This window comes from Pectobacterium sp. PL64, assembly GCF_022477975.1.
Lineage (GTDB): Bacteria > Pseudomonadota > Gammaproteobacteria > Enterobacterales > Enterobacteriaceae > Pectobacterium > Pectobacterium jejuense.
In genome coordinates, this window is sequence record NZ_CP092070.1 from 2,828,244 (window position 1) to 2,846,889 (window position 18,646).

General features: G+C 52.2%; 18 protein-coding genes. 6 read left to right on the top strand and 12 right to left on the bottom strand.

Annotated elements, in window-relative coordinates:
* Positions 1-310 precede the first annotated feature (310 nt).
* From ackA to HP572_RS12735, 3 genes are all read left to right on the top strand, one after another.
* Positions 311-1,513 carry an acetate kinase gene (gene ackA / locus HP572_RS12725; protein ID WP_205549882.1) on the top strand — a complete coding sequence of 401 codons (1,203 nt, stop codon included), beginning with the start codon at positions 311-313 and terminating at the stop codon, positions 1,511-1,513.
* Between the two features lie 79 nt (positions 1,514-1,592).
* On the top strand, positions 1,593-3,731 hold the full coding sequence (gene pta / locus HP572_RS12730) for a phosphate acetyltransferase (RefSeq protein WP_240583382.1): 2,139 nt from the start codon (positions 1,593-1,595) through the stop codon (positions 3,729-3,731).
* A 244-nt stretch (positions 3,732-3,975) separates the two neighbouring features.
* Positions 3,976-4,836, top strand: a complete 861-nt coding sequence (locus HP572_RS12735; RefSeq protein ID WP_240583383.1) for a DUF817 domain-containing protein — start codon at positions 3,976-3,978, stop codon at positions 4,834-4,836.
* 72 nt (positions 4,837-4,908) lie between these two features.
* Here HP572_RS12735 and yfcD read toward each other — a convergent pair whose 3' ends face one another.
* A complete protein-coding gene (yfcD, locus tag HP572_RS12740) occupies positions 4,909-5,577 on the bottom strand; it encodes an NUDIX hydrolase YfcD (RefSeq protein WP_240583384.1) in 669 nt (222 codons plus the stop codon).
* Between the two features lie 123 nt (positions 5,578-5,700).
* Complete coding sequence (gene yfcE / locus HP572_RS12745; protein ID WP_240583385.1) at positions 5,701-6,252, bottom strand: phosphodiesterase; 552 nt, start codon at positions 6,250-6,252, stop codon at positions 5,701-5,703.
* A 262-nt stretch (positions 6,253-6,514) separates the two neighbouring features.
* On the opposite strand from yfcE, the gene yfcG reads away from it, so the two are divergent.
* The 3 genes from yfcG (at position 6,515) to HP572_RS12760 (ending at position 8,564) form a co-directional block, all read left to right on the top strand.
* Positions 6,515-7,141 carry a GSH-dependent disulfide bond oxidoreductase gene (gene yfcG, locus HP572_RS12750; protein ID WP_039503743.1) on the top strand — a complete coding sequence of 209 codons (627 nt, stop codon included), beginning with the start codon at positions 6,515-6,517 and terminating at the stop codon, positions 7,139-7,141.
* A 125-nt stretch (positions 7,142-7,266) separates the two neighbouring features.
* The gene (gene folX / locus HP572_RS12755) at positions 7,267-7,638 is read left to right on the top strand and encodes a dihydroneopterin triphosphate 2'-epimerase (protein WP_010278945.1); all 372 of its coding nucleotides are present in this window, start codon (positions 7,267-7,269) and stop codon (positions 7,636-7,638) included.
* Positions 7,639-7,658: 20 nt separating this feature from the next.
* Positions 7,659-8,564: a TIGR01777 family oxidoreductase gene (locus HP572_RS12760; protein WP_240583386.1), complete on the top strand. Its 906-nt coding sequence runs from the start codon at positions 7,659-7,661 to the stop codon at positions 8,562-8,564.
* Positions 8,565-8,742: 178 nt separating this feature from the next.
* Here HP572_RS12760 and hisP read toward each other — a convergent pair whose 3' ends face one another.
* The 10 genes from hisP to accD form a co-directional block, all read right to left on the bottom strand.
* Positions 8,743-9,516, bottom strand: a complete 774-nt coding sequence (gene hisP / locus HP572_RS12765; protein WP_039471302.1) for a histidine ABC transporter ATP-binding protein HisP — start codon at positions 9,514-9,516, stop codon at positions 8,743-8,745.
* 18 nt (positions 9,517-9,534) lie between these two features.
* Entirely contained in the window at positions 9,535-10,251 is a 717-nt protein-coding gene (locus HP572_RS12770) for an ABC transporter permease (RefSeq protein WP_240583387.1), read from the bottom strand.
* The gene (locus tag HP572_RS12775) at positions 10,244-10,933 is read right to left on the bottom strand and encodes a histidine ABC transporter permease HisQ (protein ID WP_240583388.1); all 690 of its coding nucleotides are present in this window, start codon (positions 10,931-10,933) and stop codon (positions 10,244-10,246) included. Before HP572_RS12775 ends, HP572_RS12770 begins: the two co-directional genes overlap by 8 nt.
* 140 nt (positions 10,934-11,073) lie before the next feature.
* Positions 11,074-11,853: a lysine/arginine/ornithine ABC transporter substrate-binding protein gene (locus HP572_RS12780; RefSeq protein WP_010285040.1), complete on the bottom strand. Its 780-nt coding sequence runs from the start codon at positions 11,851-11,853 to the stop codon at positions 11,074-11,076.
* A gap of 532 nt (positions 11,854-12,385) precedes the next feature.
* Positions 12,386-12,958 (bottom strand): UbiX family flavin prenyltransferase, encoded by a 573-nt coding sequence (locus HP572_RS12785; protein WP_010285043.1) that lies wholly within the window; start codon positions 12,956-12,958, stop codon positions 12,386-12,388.
* Between the two features lie 232 nt (positions 12,959-13,190).
* Positions 13,191-14,708, bottom strand: a complete 1,518-nt coding sequence (purF, locus tag HP572_RS12790; RefSeq protein ID WP_010285044.1) for an amidophosphoribosyltransferase — start codon at positions 14,706-14,708, stop codon at positions 13,191-13,193.
* 21 nt (positions 14,709-14,729) lie between these two features.
* Entirely contained in the window at positions 14,730-15,230 is a 501-nt protein-coding gene (gene cvpA / locus HP572_RS12795) for a colicin V production protein (protein WP_010298532.1), read from the bottom strand.
* A gap of 315 nt (positions 15,231-15,545) precedes the next feature.
* Positions 15,546-16,310 carry a cell division protein DedD gene (gene dedD / locus HP572_RS12800; RefSeq protein ID WP_240583389.1) on the bottom strand — a complete coding sequence of 255 codons (765 nt, stop codon included), beginning with the start codon at positions 16,308-16,310 and terminating at the stop codon, positions 15,546-15,548.
* The gene (folC, locus tag HP572_RS12805; RefSeq protein WP_240583390.1) at positions 16,300-17,568 is read right to left on the bottom strand and encodes a bifunctional tetrahydrofolate synthase/dihydrofolate synthase; all 1,269 of its coding nucleotides are present in this window, start codon (positions 17,566-17,568) and stop codon (positions 16,300-16,302) included. The genes dedD and folC overlap by 11 nt, the downstream gene beginning before the upstream one ends.
* Positions 17,569-17,671: 103 nt before the next feature.
* Positions 17,672-18,589 (bottom strand): acetyl-CoA carboxylase, carboxyltransferase subunit beta, encoded by a 918-nt coding sequence (gene accD, locus HP572_RS12810; RefSeq protein WP_240583391.1) that lies wholly within the window; start codon positions 18,587-18,589, stop codon positions 17,672-17,674.
* Positions 18,590-18,646: the final 57 nt, after the last annotated feature.

Genomic DNA, 18,646 nt, shown 5'->3' on the forward strand with positions numbered 1-18,646 from the left:
ACCTAAAGTAGTATGACTACACGCAAGGAGTATAATTCCCTTCGCGACATAAGCGCAGCCAACGGCCATTAACGCGGTTATCCATCGCTTTAAAAGCTGCGGTTTACACTAGGTCGATGTCACGTTGTTGTAGAGATTAGTTGTATCGATTATCCGATATAACCTACATCATAGTATCGACCCTATTTCATCATCGTGTCTGGTGTATCACACCAAGGTATGATGTTAATCATAAATGCCAGCGGCGGCATGCGATACGCTATGCCCTGTATGACATTTTTTTAACCATGTATAACAAGTAGGTACTTCCATGTCGAGTAAGTTAGTACTGGTTCTTAACTGCGGTAGTTCATCCCTGAAATTCGCGATCATCGATGCGATTAACGGAGAAGAGTACCTGTCTGGTTTAGCCGAGTGTTTCAACCTGCCTGAAGCCCGCATCAAATGGAAAATGGACGGCAGTAAACAAGACGCCGAACTGGGTGCCGGTGCAGCTCACAGCGAAGCGCTGAACTTCATCGTCAATACCATTCTGTCTCAGAAACCGGAGCTGTCAGCTCAACTGGTTGCTATTGGTCACCGTATCGTTCACGGCGGTGAGAAGTTCACCCAATCCGCGATCATCACTGATGATGTTCTTCAGGGTATCAAAGATTCCGTACCTTTTGCACCTCTGCACAACCCGGCGCACCTGATCGGCATCGACGAAGCACTGAAATCTTTCCCGCACCTGGCTGATAAGAACGTCGCTGTTTTCGACACCGCGTTCCACCAGACCATGCCGGAAGAATCCTACCTTTATGCACTGCCGTACAAACTGTATAAAGAAAACCACATCCGTCGCTACGGTTTCCACGGCACCAGCCACTACTTTGTTTCTCGTGAAGCCGCTAAAGTGCTGAACAAACCAGTAGAAGAGCTGAACGTGATCACTTGCCACCTGGGCAACGGTGGTTCCGTTACTGCAATCCGTAATGGCGAATGCGTTGACACCTCTATGGGTCTGACGCCGCTGGAAGGTCTGGTGATGGGTACGCGCTGCGGCGATATCGACCCAGCTGTGATTTTCCACCTGCACGACGCACTGGGCATGGACATTGATAGCATCAACACCCTGATGACCAAAGAATCTGGTCTGCTGGGTCTGACTGAAGTGACCAGCGACTGCCGCTACGTTGAAGATAACTACGAAACGAAAGCTGACGCTAAACGTGCAATGGACGTTTACTGCCACCGTCTGGCGAAATATATCGGTTCTTACGCTGCACTGATGGAAGGCCGTCTGGATGCCGTCATCTTCACCGGTGGTATCGGTGAAAACGCCGCAATGGTTCGTGAACTGTCGCTGAAAAAACTGGGCCTGCTGGGCTTTGACATCGATCACGAACGCAACCTGGCCGCACGCTTCGGTAAAGGTGGCAACATCGCTAAAGATGGCACCCGCCCTGCGCTGGTTATCCCGACCAATGAAGAGTTGGTCATCGCCGAAGACGCTTACCGTCTGACCGCGTAAAACACGTAACTCCCAACACCGTCAGCCAAGGCTGACGGTGTTGTTTTTGACTAACGAGCAACCGTAAAGAGGTTCGGCCGTGTCCCGTATAATCATGTTGATCCCAACTGGCACCAGCGTTGGTCTGACAAGCGTCAGCCTGGGTGTCATCCGCTCCATGGAACAGAAAGGCGTTCGCCTGAGCGTGTTCAAACCTATCGCCCAGCCGCGCAGTGGCGACAATACGCCAGATCAAACGACTACCATTATTCGTGCGAATTCCGCCATCAGCGCCGCCGAGCCGCTGGCGATGAGCCGCGTTGAAGCCCTGCTGAGCTCCAACCAGCAAGACGTGCTGATGGAAGAAATCATCGCGCGCTATCACGAAAATACCAAAGATGCTGAAGTCGTTCTGGTTGAAGGTCTGGTTCCTACCCGTAAGCACCAGTTTGCTAACGCATTGAACTATGAAATCGCCAAAACGCTGAACGCAGAAATCGTCTTCGTACTGGCGCTGGGTAACGATTCCCCGGCACAGCTGAAAGACCGTATCGAACTGGCGCGTTCCAGCTTCGGCGGCAGCAAAAACAAAAACATCACTGGCGTGATCATCAACAAACTGAATGCGCCGGTAGACGAACAGGGACGTACTCGCCCTGACCTGTCTGAAATCTTTGATGACTCCACGAAAGCCAGCGTTGCCAACATCGATCCGAAGCAGCTGTTTGCTAACAGCCCACTGCCGGTTCTGGGCTGCATCCCGTGGAGCTTTGACCTGATCGCCACGCGCGCTATCGATATGGCGAAGCACCTGAATGCTCGTATCGTCAACGAAGGTGACATTCAGACGCGTCGCGTTAAGTCTGTGACCTTCTGCGCACGCAGCATTCCTCACATGCTGGAGCATTTCCGTCCGGGCTCACTGCTGGTGACGTCTGCTGACCGTCCTGATGTTCTGGTTGCTGCCTGTCTGGCTGCCATGAATGGCGTGGAAATCGGTGCTCTGCTGCTGACTGGCGGCTACGAAATGGATCCGAACATTGCCAAGCTGTGCGAGCGCGCCTTCCAGACCGGCCTGCCTGTATTTATGGTCAACACCAACACCTGGCAGACCTCACTCAGCCTGCAAAGCTTCAACCTTGAAGTACCGGCTGATGACCGTCAACGTGTTGAGAAAGTGCAGGAATACGTTGCGCGCCACATCGATACCCAGTGGATCGACTCCCTGAGCGCAGAATCTGAGCGTTCACGTCGTCTGTCTCCACCGGCGTTCCGCTATCAGCTGACCGAGCTGGCGCGTAAAGCAGGCAAACGCATCGTTCTGCCAGAAGGTGATGAACCACGTACCGTTAAAGCCGCTGCTATCTGTGCTGAACGCGGTATTGCTCACTGTGTGCTGATCGGTAACCCAGAAGAGATTCAACGTGTTGCTGCCGCTCAGGGCGTAGAACTGGGCAAAGGCATCGAAATCGTCGATCCGATTGTCGTGCGTGAGCGCTATGTTGCACGTCTGGTTGAGCTGCGTAAGAGCAAGGGCATGACCGAAGTGGTTGCGCGCGAACAGCTCGAAGACAACGTGGTTCTGGGTACGCTGATGCTGGAACAGGGCGAAGTTGACGGTCTGGTTTCTGGTGCCGTTCATACCACCGCTAACACCATCCGTCCGCCGTTGCAGCTGATCAAAACTGCACCGGGCAGCTCGCTGGTGTCTTCTGTGTTCTTCATGCTGCTGCCTGAGCAGGTTCTGGTTTACGGCGACTGCGCCATCAACCCAGATCCAACGGCTGAGCAATTGGCTGAAATCGCTATCCAGTCTGCAGACTCCGCTACCGCCTTCGGTATCGACCCACGCGTTGCGATGATCTCTTACTCTACTGGTAATTCCGGCGCGGGTAGCGATGTTGAGAAAGTGCGTGAAGCAACCCGTCTGGCGCAGGAAAAACGCCCTGATCTGGTCATCGATGGTCCGCTGCAGTACGACGCCGCTATCATGGCTGACGTTGCACAGTCCAAAGCGCCTAACTCGCCAGTTGCGGGTAAAGCTACCGTGTTCATCTTCCCTGACCTGAACACCGGTAACACCACGTACAAAGCGGTACAGCGTTCTGCCGACCTGATCTCCATCGGGCCAATGCTGCAAGGCATGCGCAAACCGGTTAACGACCTGTCTCGTGGCGCACTGGTAGACGACATCGTTTACACCGTTGCCCTGACCGCAATTCAGGCTACACAGCTCTAATCTATACCCTAAATAATTCGAGTTGCTTGCAGGCGGCAACTGCACGAATCCCCAGGAGCTTACTAAAGTAAGTGACTGGGGTGAGTAAAGGCAGCCAACGCGCAATCAGCTTGAAGTATGACGGATATATTCAGATTAATTCTGTTATCTTCTATGCCAGCCTCAGCGCTGGCATTTTTTATTGCTCTCCGCACAAAAAACCATACCGAGCAGGCTCAAGAATAACCATAAACAGGGTCTATGGATGACTGTAATACGATTATTGGATCAACACTTTCAGCAGCAGTTGGAAAAAGGGATCACGCCTTCATCGCCAACAGGGCTAACCCGTTTTTTGATTGAATTTCTCTATTTCGGCATCAAAGAAGCCCGCGCGTGCCTCTTCGTTGGTCTGTTCTTTCTTGCCGTTTTTAGCGTACCGAAAGCCGGCTGGTTCGGCATCCCGCGCTATGATTTGCTGTTGATCTTTGCCATTGTGATTCAGGGATGGATGATCGCCAGCAAGCTGGAAACCTGGGATGAGTTAAAAGCCGTTACGCTGTTTCACCTCGTAGGTTTTGCGCTTGAGGTGTTTAAAACCTCATCAGGTATTCGTTCCTGGTCTTATCCTGATTTCGCCTACACCAAGGTACTGGGTGTGCCGCTGTTTGCCGGATTCATGTACGCCTCTGTTGGTAGCTATATCATTCAGTCCTGGCGGCTATTCGATCTTAAAATTCGCCATCACCCGCCCTACTGGCTGGCAACGCTGGTCGCGCTACTCATTTATGCCAATTTCTTCACCCACCACTACATCGGCGATTATCGCTGGTACATTGCTGCACTCGCCGTCGGGCTCTATGCGCGCACTACCGTCATCTTCACGCCTTACGATCGGGAACGACGGATGCCGCTGTCCTTGGCCTTTATTCTGATCGGCTTTTTCATCTGGCTGGCTGAAAATATCAGTACGTTTTTCAGTATCTGGAGCTATCCAGAACAACTCGGAGCCTGGTCGATGGTTCACGTAGGGAAATGGAGTTCGTGGGCTTTGCTGGTGATCATGACGTTCACCATCGTGATTTACCTGAAGGACATCAAGAAGAGTATTCATGTTCCTGAGTGATAACCCGCAGTTCATCACTCGGAAAAAATAGATGCCGCTGCGGGGAAAAGCAGCGGCGAGATAGGAGCGGTATTATTTCTGTGAATCAGCGTCAGATGAAGTGATGACGTTGCTGTCGTTTTCATCATGAGCATTTTCATCATGACTGTTTTTATCATTCACAACGGGTGCTGCAGCGGCTTCTACCGCTTCGTTCAGCTTACGTGAAATCGGCTTGCCATATTCCTGATCGCTATGGCGCGTCAGCCACAGTGACAGGGCTTTCAGCGAATCTGGCGTAAACTCATCGCAGCGTGCAGTGATCTCTTGCGGCGTCAGCCAGCTGACCTCATCAACCTCTTCTTCCTGTAGCGCAAACGGCCCGTGGGTGACGCAGCTAAACAGCCCGCCCCATACCCGGCAATTCTCGCCTTCGTAATAGAACAAACCGTGTTCTGCAAACGGCACGCCCGCAATGCCAAGCTCCTCTTCAGCTTCACGACGTGCGGATTCCAGCATTTGCTCACCGCTTTGCACTACGCCGCCAGCGGTCGCATCCAGCCAGCCTGGATAGAAATCTTTGATTTTCGTCCGGCGCTGCACCAGAATTTTACCCATTCCATCATGCACAACAATGTAAGTGGCACGATGACGAAGACTCTGCGCACGCATCTGCTGACGACTTGACTGAGCAATTACCTCGTTGTTTTCATTGACGATATCAACCCACTCTGTGCCTGCTGCCTGACTTTGTTCCGCCATCCTCTGAAACCCTTTAGTATTGGCACGTTGCTACGCGCATCTGTTTTAAATGATCGAACTTTGCTGTGAATATTCCCTGCTGCCTTGCCGTTATTCAAGGTCAAAAACAGGATATACGCTAAATTAGTGCCTAATCGCGACCTGTGCAATAGGCTCGCCGCCGTGTAACGGCAGAACCCGCAGCTCGTCTTGTTCAAGTAAACCGTAGCTCGCGGGGTATCCCCCTTTCGGCAAGCTCACAGAGCCGGGATTGAAAAAATAATATTCACCGCGTTGCTCAGCAACCGGGATATGGGTATGACCATATACCAGAACATCCCCCGCGTGTAGCGGTGGCATATTCTCTGGATGATAAAGATGACCGTGCGTCAGGAAAAGGCGATTCTGCGGCAATAGCACATGTTGCCAGGGTGCCGTTATCGGAAAGGTCAACAGCATCTGATCAACCTCGCTGTCGCAGTTCCCTCGTACGGCAATGATGCGTGATGCATAAGCGTTCAGTCGGGCAGCCACTTCCGCAGGCTGATAGTTCTCCGGCAGCGGGTTGCGCGGGCCATGATTGAGAAAATCACCCAATAAAATAAGCCAGTCGGCATGACTCTGCTCAAAGATCGTCAGCACGCGCTCTGTCGCGCTGAGAGAACCATGTATATCGGACGCAAACATCAACTTCATCGTTATCTCCACAACGTTTATATCAACAAGGTTACATCGACAATACCCGCATCCTTTATCGGACGTAGTCTACCAAAGTTGGCAACGTGCTTCCGGTAAAGATCGTGCTACGAAGTGCGTCATCGCTTATTTTTCACTCGCAGAAGTGGTAGGGTAAGAGCCCGTTCCTCAATACGCAATTCTGACAGCGCATCGCTCTCTGAAGCGATCAACTGCCATACAGTCCATGATGTTTTTCTGAATTAAAACGGAGACTTGATTCATGATTGACCTGTATTACGCACCAACCCCTAACGGGCACAAGATCACCCTGTTTCTGGAAGAAGCTAATCTCCCCTACCAGCTCCACCGCGTGAATATCAGCAAAGGCGAACAGTTTCGACCAGAGTTTCTGGCTATCTCGCCTAACAACAAGATTCCCGCGATTGTCGATACGCAGCCTGCGGAAGGTGACACGCCGATTAGCCTGTTTGAATCCGGCGCTATCCTGCTCTATCTGGCGGAAAAACACGGCGTGCTGCTGAGCACCTCATTACGTGAGCGTACAGCCACACTGCAATGGCTGTTCTGGCAGGTCGCCGGTTTCGGGCCGATGCTAGGGCAGAATCATCATTTTAACCACTATGCGCCTCAGCCCGTGCCTTACGCCATTGAACGCTATCAGCAGGAGACACAGCGCCTGTACCGCGTGCTGGATAAACATCTGCAAGACAGCCCTTGGCTGGCAGGAGAAAATTACAGCATCGCTGATATCGCGACCTACCCGTGGGTGGTTTCTTATGCCCGCCAGCGTGTCGATCTTGATGACTACCCAGCGGTGAAGGCATGGTATACGCGTATCAGTGAGCGTCCGGCAACGCAACGGGCTTACCAGCTCGCCGAGCAATAAAATTCTGGCATCATCTCATTCGGCCTTTGGGTATCTTCTGCTATGGTAATCAACATATTGTCGTTAACGATACCCCCTGACGCTGCGGTTTAGTCGCAGTAACAGAAGCAACCGAGGGCCGAGCAATGCCACATCACTATTCTGACGCCATTATTCGTATAAAAAATCTGCGGCTGCGCACCTTCATCGGTATCAAAGATGAAGAAATCACGAATAAGCAGGATGTGATCATCAACGTTGTGATTCACTACCCAGCAGAACAGGCACGCAACAGCGAGAATATCGCGGATGCGCTGAACTACCGCACCATCACCAAAAGCATTATTCGCCACGTGGAAGATAACCGCTTCGCTTTGCTGGAAAAATTAACGCAAGATGTGCTCAACATCGCCAGCGATCACGAATGGATCACCTATGCTGAAGTAGAAGTCGATAAACCGTTTGCCCTGCGATACGCCGATTCGGTTTCCATGACCCTGCGTTATCACAAGGCATAAAGATAGGGAGAGGCGGAGCGATGCAACTACTCATAACAGGCGGAACCGGCCTTATTGGCCACCATCTTATCCAACAATTACAGCTGCTTTCCCATCACATCACGGTACTGACACGCGATCCGGAGCGCGCCCGAGGCGTTCTCGGCAATCAGGTGGAATATTGGTCCACGTTGAGTAATATCACTTCACTGAACGGCTTTGACGGCGTCATCAATCTGGCGGGCGAACCTATCGCCGACAAACGGTGGACACCACAGCAAAAGCAGCGTCTGGCAAAGAGCCGTTGGAATATCACCGAGCAGCTTGCCACGCTGATAAAAGCCAGCAGTGAGCCGCCAGCCGTTTTTATCTCAGGTTCCGCTGTCGGGTATTATGGCGATCAGGGGGAAGCGCTGGTCACGGAAGATGAATCCCCGGTCGATGAATTCACACATCATCTGTGCGCACGCTGGGAAGCACTGGCACAGTCCGCCGAAAGCGATAAAACCCGCGTCTGCCTGCTGCGCACTGGCATTGTTCTCTCAGCACAAGGCGGCGCGCTGGCAAAAATGCTGCCGATTTTCAGCCTTGGGCTTGGCGGACCGATGGGTTCCGGCAGGCAATATATGCCGTGGATTCATATTGATGACATGGTGAATGGCATTATTTATCTGCTGAACCAGCCGATACTAAACGGCCCTTTCAATATGGTTTCGCCCTACCCGGTTCATAATGAACAATTTTCCGCCACGCTGGCACACGTATTGGATCGCCCTGGTTTTCTGCGGGCTCCTGCTTTTGCGATCAAACTACTGATGGGAGAAGCGTCGACGCTGGTACTGGGCGGACAGCGCGCCATTCCGCAGCGGTTAGAGGCCGCAGGCTTTAATTTCCGCTTCCTTGAGCTGGAAGAAGCCCTACAGGACGTCATCAAGAAACCGAGCTGATAACTATTCATCTCAGGTTGCTGGTAGCCTTTTCGCAGAACGGGAACGATGATAATGGGATAGAAGAGTAAAGCGTCCGCGCCAGGGATGGCGCGGCTCGAGCGTACAGGGATGTATTCACCGCGTCTTTACGATCTACCCATTATCATCGCTCAATGCACACCATCAGCCCCAAAACCTACTTCAACGCACCTGACAAAAACTGCTGTAAACGCGCACTTTTCGGGCTACCGAACAGCTGATCCGGCGGCCCTTCTTCTTCGATCACGCCCTGATGCAAGAAAATAACGTGGCTGGAAACATGGCGGGCAAATTCCATTTCATGCGTCACCACCACCATCGTTTTCCCTTCCTCCGCAAGCTGCTGCATGATACGCAACACCTCACCGACCAGTTCGGGATCGAGCGCTGACGTAGGTTCATCAAACAACAAAACTTCCGGCTCCATCGCCAACGCCCGTGCAATGGAAACACGCTGCTGCTGACCACCGGAGAGATCCGACGGATATTTCTGTTGGGCCGCATCCGTGATCCCAACCTTGTTCAGATAGAACACCGCCCGCTCGCGCGCTTCCGCTTTACTGAGTCCTAATACCTGAATCGGCGCTTCCATCACGTTTTCCAACGCCGTCATGAAGCTCCACAGGTTAAAGTGCTGAAACACCATCGTCAGACGCGTCCGCAACATCTGAAGCTGCTTTTTATCAAAAACCTTCAGCTGCCCGTCAGTATCGCGCACCATGCGAATTTCCTGATCGCTGACGTAAATCGCCCCTTCACAGGGTTTTTCCAGAAAATTAATGCAGCGCAGTAAGGTACTTTTCCCCGAACCGGACGATCCAATAATCGAAATAACGTCACCCGCTTTCGCCTGTAATGAGATCCCTTTCAGTACCTCATGCTGGCCATAACGTTTACGCAGTTCCGTCACCATCAGTTTGTTATTCGACATACTCTTTTTTTCCTGCGTTTAATGGGATGAACGGGTATAAAGATGACGTAACCAGCGCCGTTCCGCCTTTCTGAACAGCCCAATTAACACAAACGAAATCGCCAGATAGATAACCGCCGCGATACCAAATGCATAAAACGGCTGGTAGGTTGCCGCATTGATATCACGGGCGATTTTCAGAATATCCGGTACCGTCACGGTAAAGGCCAACGCCGTTGAATGCAGCATCAGAATCACTTCATTGCTGTAGGCGGGCAGCGCAATACGCAGTGCACTCGGTAAAATAATGCAGCGATACTGCTTAAAGCGGGAGAAGCCGTATGCTCTGGCCGCTTCAATTTCCCCATGAGGTACCGAGCGGATTGCTCCCGCAAAAATCTCTGTCGTGTACGCACAGGTATTCAGCGCCAGTGCCAAAATGGCACAGTTTAGTCCGCTGCGAAAAAAGGCATTCAGCATATCGGTGCCGCGCACAATCTCCAGACTATACACACCAGAATAGAACACCAGAAGCTGTACGTAGAGCGGCGTGCCGCGGAACAGATAGGTAAATAGCCAAACCGGAAAGCTGAACCGGCGTCGCGGCGACACGCGGGCAATCGCCAGCGGCAGTGCCATCAATCCACCGATAACCACCGAAGAAATGAGCAGCCAGAGCGTCATCGCCAGCCCAGTCAGGCGGTAACCATCGCTCCACAGTAGCGGCTGCCAATATTGTTGCAGGATCTCACTCATAGTTTACTTTTTTGACTCCCTGCGAATAGTGTCTTTCCAGCCACCACAACACGCCGTTAGAAACGGTGGTAAAAATCAGGTACATCGCCCCAGCAACCAGCGCAAAATAAAACGGTTCGTGTGTGCCCTTGCCGGCCAGCTGCGTCGCCTTAATGACATCGTTCAGGCCAAGCAATGACACCAGCGCCGTCGCTTTCAGGATCACCTGCCAGTTATTGCCGATGCCCGGTAACGCGAAACGCATCATGGAAGGAAACAGAATACGGCGGAACACCTTCATCGGAGAGAAGCCGAACGCGACGGCAGCTTCGATTTGCCCGCGCGGCACGGCAAGATAGGCTCCACGAAAGGTTTCCGTGAAATACGCGCCGTAAATAAAGCCCAGTGTAATAATCCCAGCAGTCAACGGATCGATGTCAATCTGCTCCAGACCGATCGATTCCGTCACGCCGTTTAAGGCAATTTGCAGACCATAGAAAATCAGCAGCATCAGCACCAGATCGGGAATGCCGCGAATCAGCGTGGTATAGCAGGAAAAACACCCCGCCAGCAGACGGTTGGAAGACAGCTTCGCCGACGCGCCAATCAGGCCGATAGCCAGCGCCAGCAGTAACGAACTCGCTGCCAGTTCCAGCGTCATGATGGCACCATCCAGAATTAGCTGGGAATAGCCATAGAGCATCAATGATATCCGTTGAAATAGCGGTTAATGGCACGCTGCGTCATCAGTCAGGAACACGACACGGGAGGAACGATCCCGTGCCGCATGCCCTACGATCCCGCTACATATGTGATAAAGAAATGAGCATCACTTTGGCGACATTAGCCGCCGTAGACGTCAAAATCGAAGTATTTTTTCGCGAAGGTATCGTAGGTACCGTCTTTACGCATTTCTTCAAAAGCTTTATCCAGCGCGGCTTTCAGCTCGGTATCCGCTTTGCGCAGACCCATACCCGTACCCACACCGAAGAATTTGTCATCTTTTACCGCCGGGCCAGCAAACTCATAGTCTTTACCCGCGTCCAACTTCAGGAAACCTTCACTTGCGGCGACTTCATCCTGAAAGGCTGCATCAATACGGCCTGCGGCCAGATCGGCATAAATCAGATCCTGATTTTGGTAAGCGACAACGTCAACGCCTTTCGGCTGCCAGTTAGCATTAGCAAAGGCTTCCTGTGTTGATGCCTGCAATACGCCAACACGCTTGCCGCCCAGAGAAGCCAACGTGGGTTCAATGCTCGTCCCTTTCTTCGCGATCAGGCGTGAATTGGCTGCATACAGCTTCTCGGTGAAAGCAATTTCCTGCTGACGTTTTTCAGTGATAGACAGAGAAGAGATGATGGCATCGATTTTCTTCGCTTTCAGGGACGGAATTAACGCATCAAAGTCACTTTCTACAAACGTACAGTTAGCCTGAATACGCTTGCACAGCTCTTTCGCCAGATCGATATCAAACCCAACCAGTTCGCCGCTGGCGTTTTTGGATTCAAAGGGAGCATAGGTAGGATCGGTACCAATTTTAATATTCTTCGGAATCTCCGCCATCGCGCTACCCGCAGCCAGAATGAGTGCCAACGGTAAGACTTTGATCAGTTTCTTCATATTGCTACCCTTATCATAAGTGATTGATGTCGTGTGTCGTCAATGTCGGAATGATTTATACCCGTCATACTTCAAGTTGCATGTGCGTTGGCTGCGTTCACTCACCCGAATCACTTACCTAAGTAAGCTCATCGGGATTCCTTCTCTTGCCGCCTTCCTGAAACTCGAATTATTTAGGGTATATTGTTTTAAAAATGAACGATATGAGTGCTATTTGTTTTCTACGCCGACTATTACCGTTTTTGTAGCAGTTTTCATGCCACAATGAACGTAGGGATGTGGTAAAAACCCCATGGGCGAAGCGCGCAGAAAATAAGGGTTAACCATTTGATTCTGCAATATTTTCAGAGGATATTTTTTGGCGCGTAACAATAAGGATAGATAACATTGCCATGAATACAAAAATTCAATCGCACCATTTTGGTGCCTTTGCGCACAAAATTAGTGCAATGTGATAAAAAGGCACAAAAAAAGGGCAGTAAACATCTACCGCCCCGAGAGAAAAAAATAGCGTGCCTAGGTCGCTATCCTGCTACGACGCACCTTGCCAGCGGATAAAGAGATCTTTTGGCAGGTCGATGTCAAACTGGTCCAGAATACGATTCACCGTCTGATCGACAATATCCTGCACACTTTCTGGGCGATGATAAAATGCAGGCACCGGCGGCATGATTATCGCCCCTAGCTCAACGGCGGTGGTCATCAGCCGTAAATGCCCTAAATGCAGCGGCGTTTCACGCACCCCCAGCACCAGAGGACGACGCTCCTTCAGCACCACATCAGCTGCGCGGGTCAATAGATTGTCGCTGTAGCTGTGCACAATGCCGGAAAGGGTTTTTATCGAACAGGGTAAAATCACCATCCCCGCCGTTTTAAACGACCCGGAAGAGACACTGGCAGCAATATCACGCGTGTCGTGTACCACATCGGCCAACGCCTGTACGTCACGCAGGCTAAAATCCGTTTCTAACGCCAGCGTCTGCCGGGCGGCCTGACTCATGATCAGATGCGTTTCGATACCTTCCAGCGTCTGTAAAACCTGTAGCAGTCGGATGCCGTAAATGACGCCGCTGGCACCGGAAATTCCTACAATGAGTCGCTTCATTCATACTGCCTCTGGCTGGCCGCGTAAGCAGAAACGCGGAAAAATCATCTGCGCAAACTTTGCCGCATTGATTAGCGATAAGCAAGGATAAGCACCGAAACCCTGCTTTCTCTATGCAATTTTTCTCTCCATACAAAGTTTTTCTCTACATACAACTTTTCTCTACATACAACAAAGGGGAGGACACTTTCGCGTCCTCCCCCTTCAACACAGCTTAATGTACGACTAGCTGTTAACCTTCGTTGTGCAATTCCAGATCTTCAACTTCATTCTGGCTACGCAGCGCTTTGGCATCGTCGTTACGCAAGACTTCCAGATAATCCAGATAGCCTTGATCGACATCCTTCGTCACATAAATCCCGTTGAACACCGAGCATTCAAACTGAGCGATATCCGGGTTATCTTCACGTGCGGCTTCAATCAGATCGTCGAGATCCTGGAATATCAGCTCATCGGCACCAATAATCTTACAGATTTCATCCACTTCACGACCGTGGGCAATCAGCTCATTGACGCTTGGCATATCGATGCCGTACACGTTAGGGAAGCGAATTTCCGGTGCCGCTGAGGCCAGATAAACACGCTTGGCCCCTGCTTCACGCGCCATCTCTACAATCTGCTCTGACGTTGTACCACGCACGATGGAGTCATCCACCAGCAGCACGTTCTTGTCACGGAACTCAGCACGGTTGGCGTTCAGCTTACGGCGTACCGATTTCTTACGCGCCTGCTGTCCCGGCATGATAAACGTGCGGCCAACATAGCGGTTTTTCACAAATCCCTGACGATACGGCTTGTTGATGATGCGCGCGATTTCCAGCGCGATATCACAAGAGGTTTCAGGAATTGGGATCACGACATCAATATCGAGATCTTCCCACTGGCGCGCAATTTTTTCACCGAGCTTCTGGCCCATGCGGACACGTGCGCTGTAGACAGAGATTTTATCGATGAAAGAGTCCGGGCGCGCGAAGTAGACATATTCGAACAGGCACGGATTGCTCTTTGGATTCTCTGCACACTGGCGAGTAAACAGCTGCCCTTTTTCCGTAATGTAGATCGCTTCTCCCGGCGCCACATCGCGTAAAAATTCAAAGCCCAGCGTATCCAGCGCGACACTTTCTGACGCTACCATATACTCGCTGCGGCCATCTTCCAGATCGCGCTTACCGATAACCAGAGGACGAATCCCGTTTGGATCGCGGAAAGCGACCATGCCGTGACCGATAATCATGCCAACACAGGCATAGGCACCGCGAATTTGCTGGTGCGTTGCGGCAACGGCCGCAAAAATATTATCGGCTTCCAGCGGGTAGTGTTGGAAACGGTCCAGCTCTCTGGCGAAAATATTCAGCAGAATTTCAGAATCAGACGTGGTGTTAACGTGACGACGCTCCTGCTCGAACAGCTTTTTACGCAGTTCGTGGGCGTTAGTCAGGTTACCGTTGTGAGCCAACGTGATACCGAACGGAGAGTTAACATAGAAAGGCTGTGCTTCCGAAGCGCTGGAACTACCCGCGGTCGGATAACGCACATGGCCAAGCCCCATGTTGCCCTGTAAGCGTTGCATGTGCCGCGCTTCAAACACATCTTTAACCAGGCCATTGGCCTTACGCAGGCGAAAACAATTAAAGGCATCGATGGTCACAATACCCGCAGCATCCTGCCCACGGTGTTGCAACACCGTTAACGCGTCATAAATCGACTGGTTGACCGGTGTAAAACCGGCGATACCGACAATACCGCACATGGTGTCTTTTCCTCATCAGCGCTACCGCAGCGGTAAATGCTGCGGCAAGAAACTTGACGTGCTTTGCAGGTAGTCAAAAAACCACCTGATAATATAACTGAACTGCGGGATTAACTGGGACTGCTTCCAGTCATCACTTTGTGAAAAACCGGTGAACGTATCCAGAAAGAATAGCAGTGCGGAAACGATCAGCACCCCGCGCAGCGCACCAAAACAGATGCCCAGAACGCGATCGGTGCCGGATAATCCGGTACGTTCAACCAGTGAACTAATCACATAGTTGACGATAGCTCCCACAATCAACGTTGCAATAAACAGAATGGCAATCGCAATGCCGTTACGCACCAGCTCATCATCAAAACGGGTGAAGTAGACCGCGAGGTAAGCGTAGTAATGACTGGCAACAAAAAAAGCACATCCCCAGGTTACTAACGACAGCGCTTCGCGAACAAACCCCCGGATCAGGCTAACCAGAGCCGAAAATCCGATGATGCCAATAATGACGTAATCAACCCAAACCATGAACTATCCTAATAATGAACGATGCTACCGATAAGCCGCTACGTCATCCTGTTCGCGGCGCATTCTAACAGAAAAAGAAAACGTTTGCGTAGCGTATTTCCGCCGATTTCATCGATAGATAATCAGGCGAAAAAACCGACAAGACGTCATGCCTGATTCTATTAACTCTCGGCATCTCAAAACTCACAGCAGGCATCTTAAAACGGCTGCGGGGCGACGTATCACTGATGTGAACCTCATCCCCGCGGCCTGCTTTTGCTGACTTACGTGGCCGACGGCGAACCCTCCGTCACGTAATCATCACGCTCGACGACCTTAACGAACGGAATGTGCTCGCACCTGTCCGCTTAGCCCGCTGAGCTGTTTAAGCTCGCCCAGTGAAGACTCCAACTTCTGCTTCGATGCATCCGGCCCCACGTAAATGCGGGTGATCTCGCCTGAAACCGGCGTTGATGGCACGGTATACGCGCGGTAGCCAGAGAGACGAAGCTTGGCGACAATCTCGTTCACCTTATCCGCATTTTTCAGTGCCCCAAGCTGCACAATATAGGCTTGTCCGACAGGCGCTTGCTGCGTCGGCTGCGTTTCAGGCTTCACTTCCGGTTTGGGTTCCGGTTTAGGCTCAGGCTTCGGTTTCACTTCTGGCTTCACCTCAGGCTTTGGCTGAGGCTTCGGCGTCACCGGCGCTGGCGTCTGAACCGGCGGACGCTCAACCACCACTGGCGGTGCCGTCATGGCTGGCGTATTCGTGCCAGAATGGGACGATGACGGCGTCTGCGTAGTGGTTTCAGGTGCTGTCGTTGTAGATGATGCAGACGATCTCGCTTCAGCGGCCTCAGCTTCCGCACTGTTTTGCATCGCCGCTTCCGCCCCTTCCGGCGGCTGACTCGGCAGCGACGGGTTCAGCGCAGGCAGCGCTTCCATCTCATTGCTGTCACCCGGTTTAGGGATCAGTGGAATCGATGCAAACTCGTCTTCGTAGTGCTTTTTCTTGCCGTCCAACAGGCCGGGTAAAACGATCACGCCCAGCGCGACCAGAATAACCGTACCGACCAGTCGATTCTGAAATTTACTCGCCATTCGCCTTCTCCTCATCCAGCGCTTCCATCACATGCGCTACCGTATGAAAAGATCCACACACAATGACGATATCCTGCTCCGTCGCCTCGGACATTGCTTGCTGCCATGCGGCAACAACATCGGAGAACGATTGGCTGTGCGTCAGGTGCTCAGCAATCTGCTGCGCCGTGGCACCACGCGGCCCTTCCAGCGGTGCGCAATACCACGCATCCACCAACGGCGTTAAGTGAGCCAGCGTACCGGCAATGTCTTTATCCGACAGCATGCCGACGACGGCTCGCACTTTTCCGCGCTTAGGCAGAGCAGCCAAACGGTTTGCCAGATATGCCGCCGCATGCGGGTTGTGTGCCACATCAAGAATCAACCGCGGTGACTCCTGCACGGTCTGAAAACGGCCGGGTAATGCGGCGTGCTGCAAACCTTGTCGAATGGCCTCTTCACTCACGTTGAGTGAAGAATAGTGCAATGCAGCCAGTGCCGTAGCGGCATTGGCTAACGGGACGTTGGGTAACGGCAGCCGTGACAGCTCGCGCTGTTTATCCTGCCAGCTCCACGTCTCACGCTGCATGGAATACTCCCAGTCGCGACCACGACAGCGCAGCTGCGCGCCTTTCTCAGCGGCAACGTCGGCAATCGTTCCCGGCATATCCGGTTCACCAACAACGGCAGGTCTACCCTGTCGGAAGATCCCGGCTTTCTCGCGGCCAATGCTTTCCCGATCGTTGCCTAACCAATCGGTATGGTCGATAGCAATACTGGTTACCACGGAGACATCCGCATCCACAATATTGGTGGCATCCAGACGCCCACCTAGCCCGACTTCCAGAATGACGACATCCAGATTCGCCTGCTTGAAGAGTTGCAGCGCCGACAGCGTACCGAATTCAAAATAAGTGAGCGATACTGCCCCTCTCCCTGCTTCGATATCCGCAAACGCCTGCGTATGCAGCGCTTCAGGCAATTCTTTGCCTTGAATACGCACTCGCTCGGTATAGCGAACAAGATGGGGAGAACTGTACACGCCCACTCGCAGACCAGCGGCTAACAGAATGGATTCCAGCGTACAGCAGGTCGTTCCTTTGCCGTTTGTCCCCGCGACGGTGAAAATCGTGGCGGCAGGCTGGAGCAGTTGAAGATGTTCGGCAACCTGCTTAACGCGCTCCAGGCCTAAATCAATGGCCTGAGCGTGCAGGTGCTCAAGATAATGAAGCCACGTGACCAAAGGTGACGTGGCTTGGGGTATTTGAAGAGTATCCATGAGTCCCGTTCACTAGCTTACGGTTCATTGCGGGCAGAGCGTGCATTGCTACTCGGTCGAGAACGACGTGGTCGAGCACCACACGTCCTGCCCATCATGTCAATTATGCGTCATCCTGTGATGATTCAGACGGCGCATCGCTGCGGATTTCCACGTCATCGTTGCCCGGTTCTGGATGGTTCGTCAGCTTGGCAAGAATCGTGGCCAGCTTGTAGCGCATTTCCGGACGACGAACGATCATATCGATCGCCCCTTTCTCAATCAGGAACTCACTGCGCTGGAAGCCCGGCGGCAGTTTTTCACGCACGGTTTGTTCGATAACGCGTGGGCCGGCAAAACCGATCAGCGCTTTCGGCTCGGCAATGTTCAGGTCGCCCAGCATCGCCAGACTCGCGGAAACACCGCCCATCGTCGGGTCAGTCAGCACGGAGATATAAGGCAAGCCGCGCTCACGCAGTTTTGCCAACGCCGCACTGGTTTTCGCCATTTGCATCAGCGACATCAGCGCTTCCTGCATACGCGCACCGCCACTGGCAGAGAAGCACACCAGCGGGCAGCCGTCTTCCAATGCTTGCTCAACAGCACGCACAAAACGCGCGCCCACAACAGACGCCATTGAGCCGCCCATGAAAGAGAACTCAAACGATGCCGCCACAACAGGCATGCCGTACAGCGTGCCTTTCATGACGATCAGCGCATCTTTCTCATCGGACTGTTTCTGCGCAGAAACCAGACGATCTTTATATTTTTTAGAGTCCCGGAATTTCAGGACATCCTTCGGCTCCAGTTCGCTTCCCAGCTCAACAGTGCTTTCTTTATCCAGAAACGCCTGTAGACGGTTACGTGCGGAAAGACGCATATGGTGATCGCACTTCGGGCAGACCCCCAGGTTACGTTCCAGCTCGGCACGATAAAGAACCTGACCGCAGCTATCACATTTTGTCCAGACCCCTTCAGGGATGTTCGCTTTACGGGTCGGTGTGATGTTGCTTTTGTTAAGAATTCGTTCAATCCAGCTCATTGATAACCTTTCTGCTTGAACCTGGCAAATGCCAGTCCGCTGTTCATGTTATTCCCT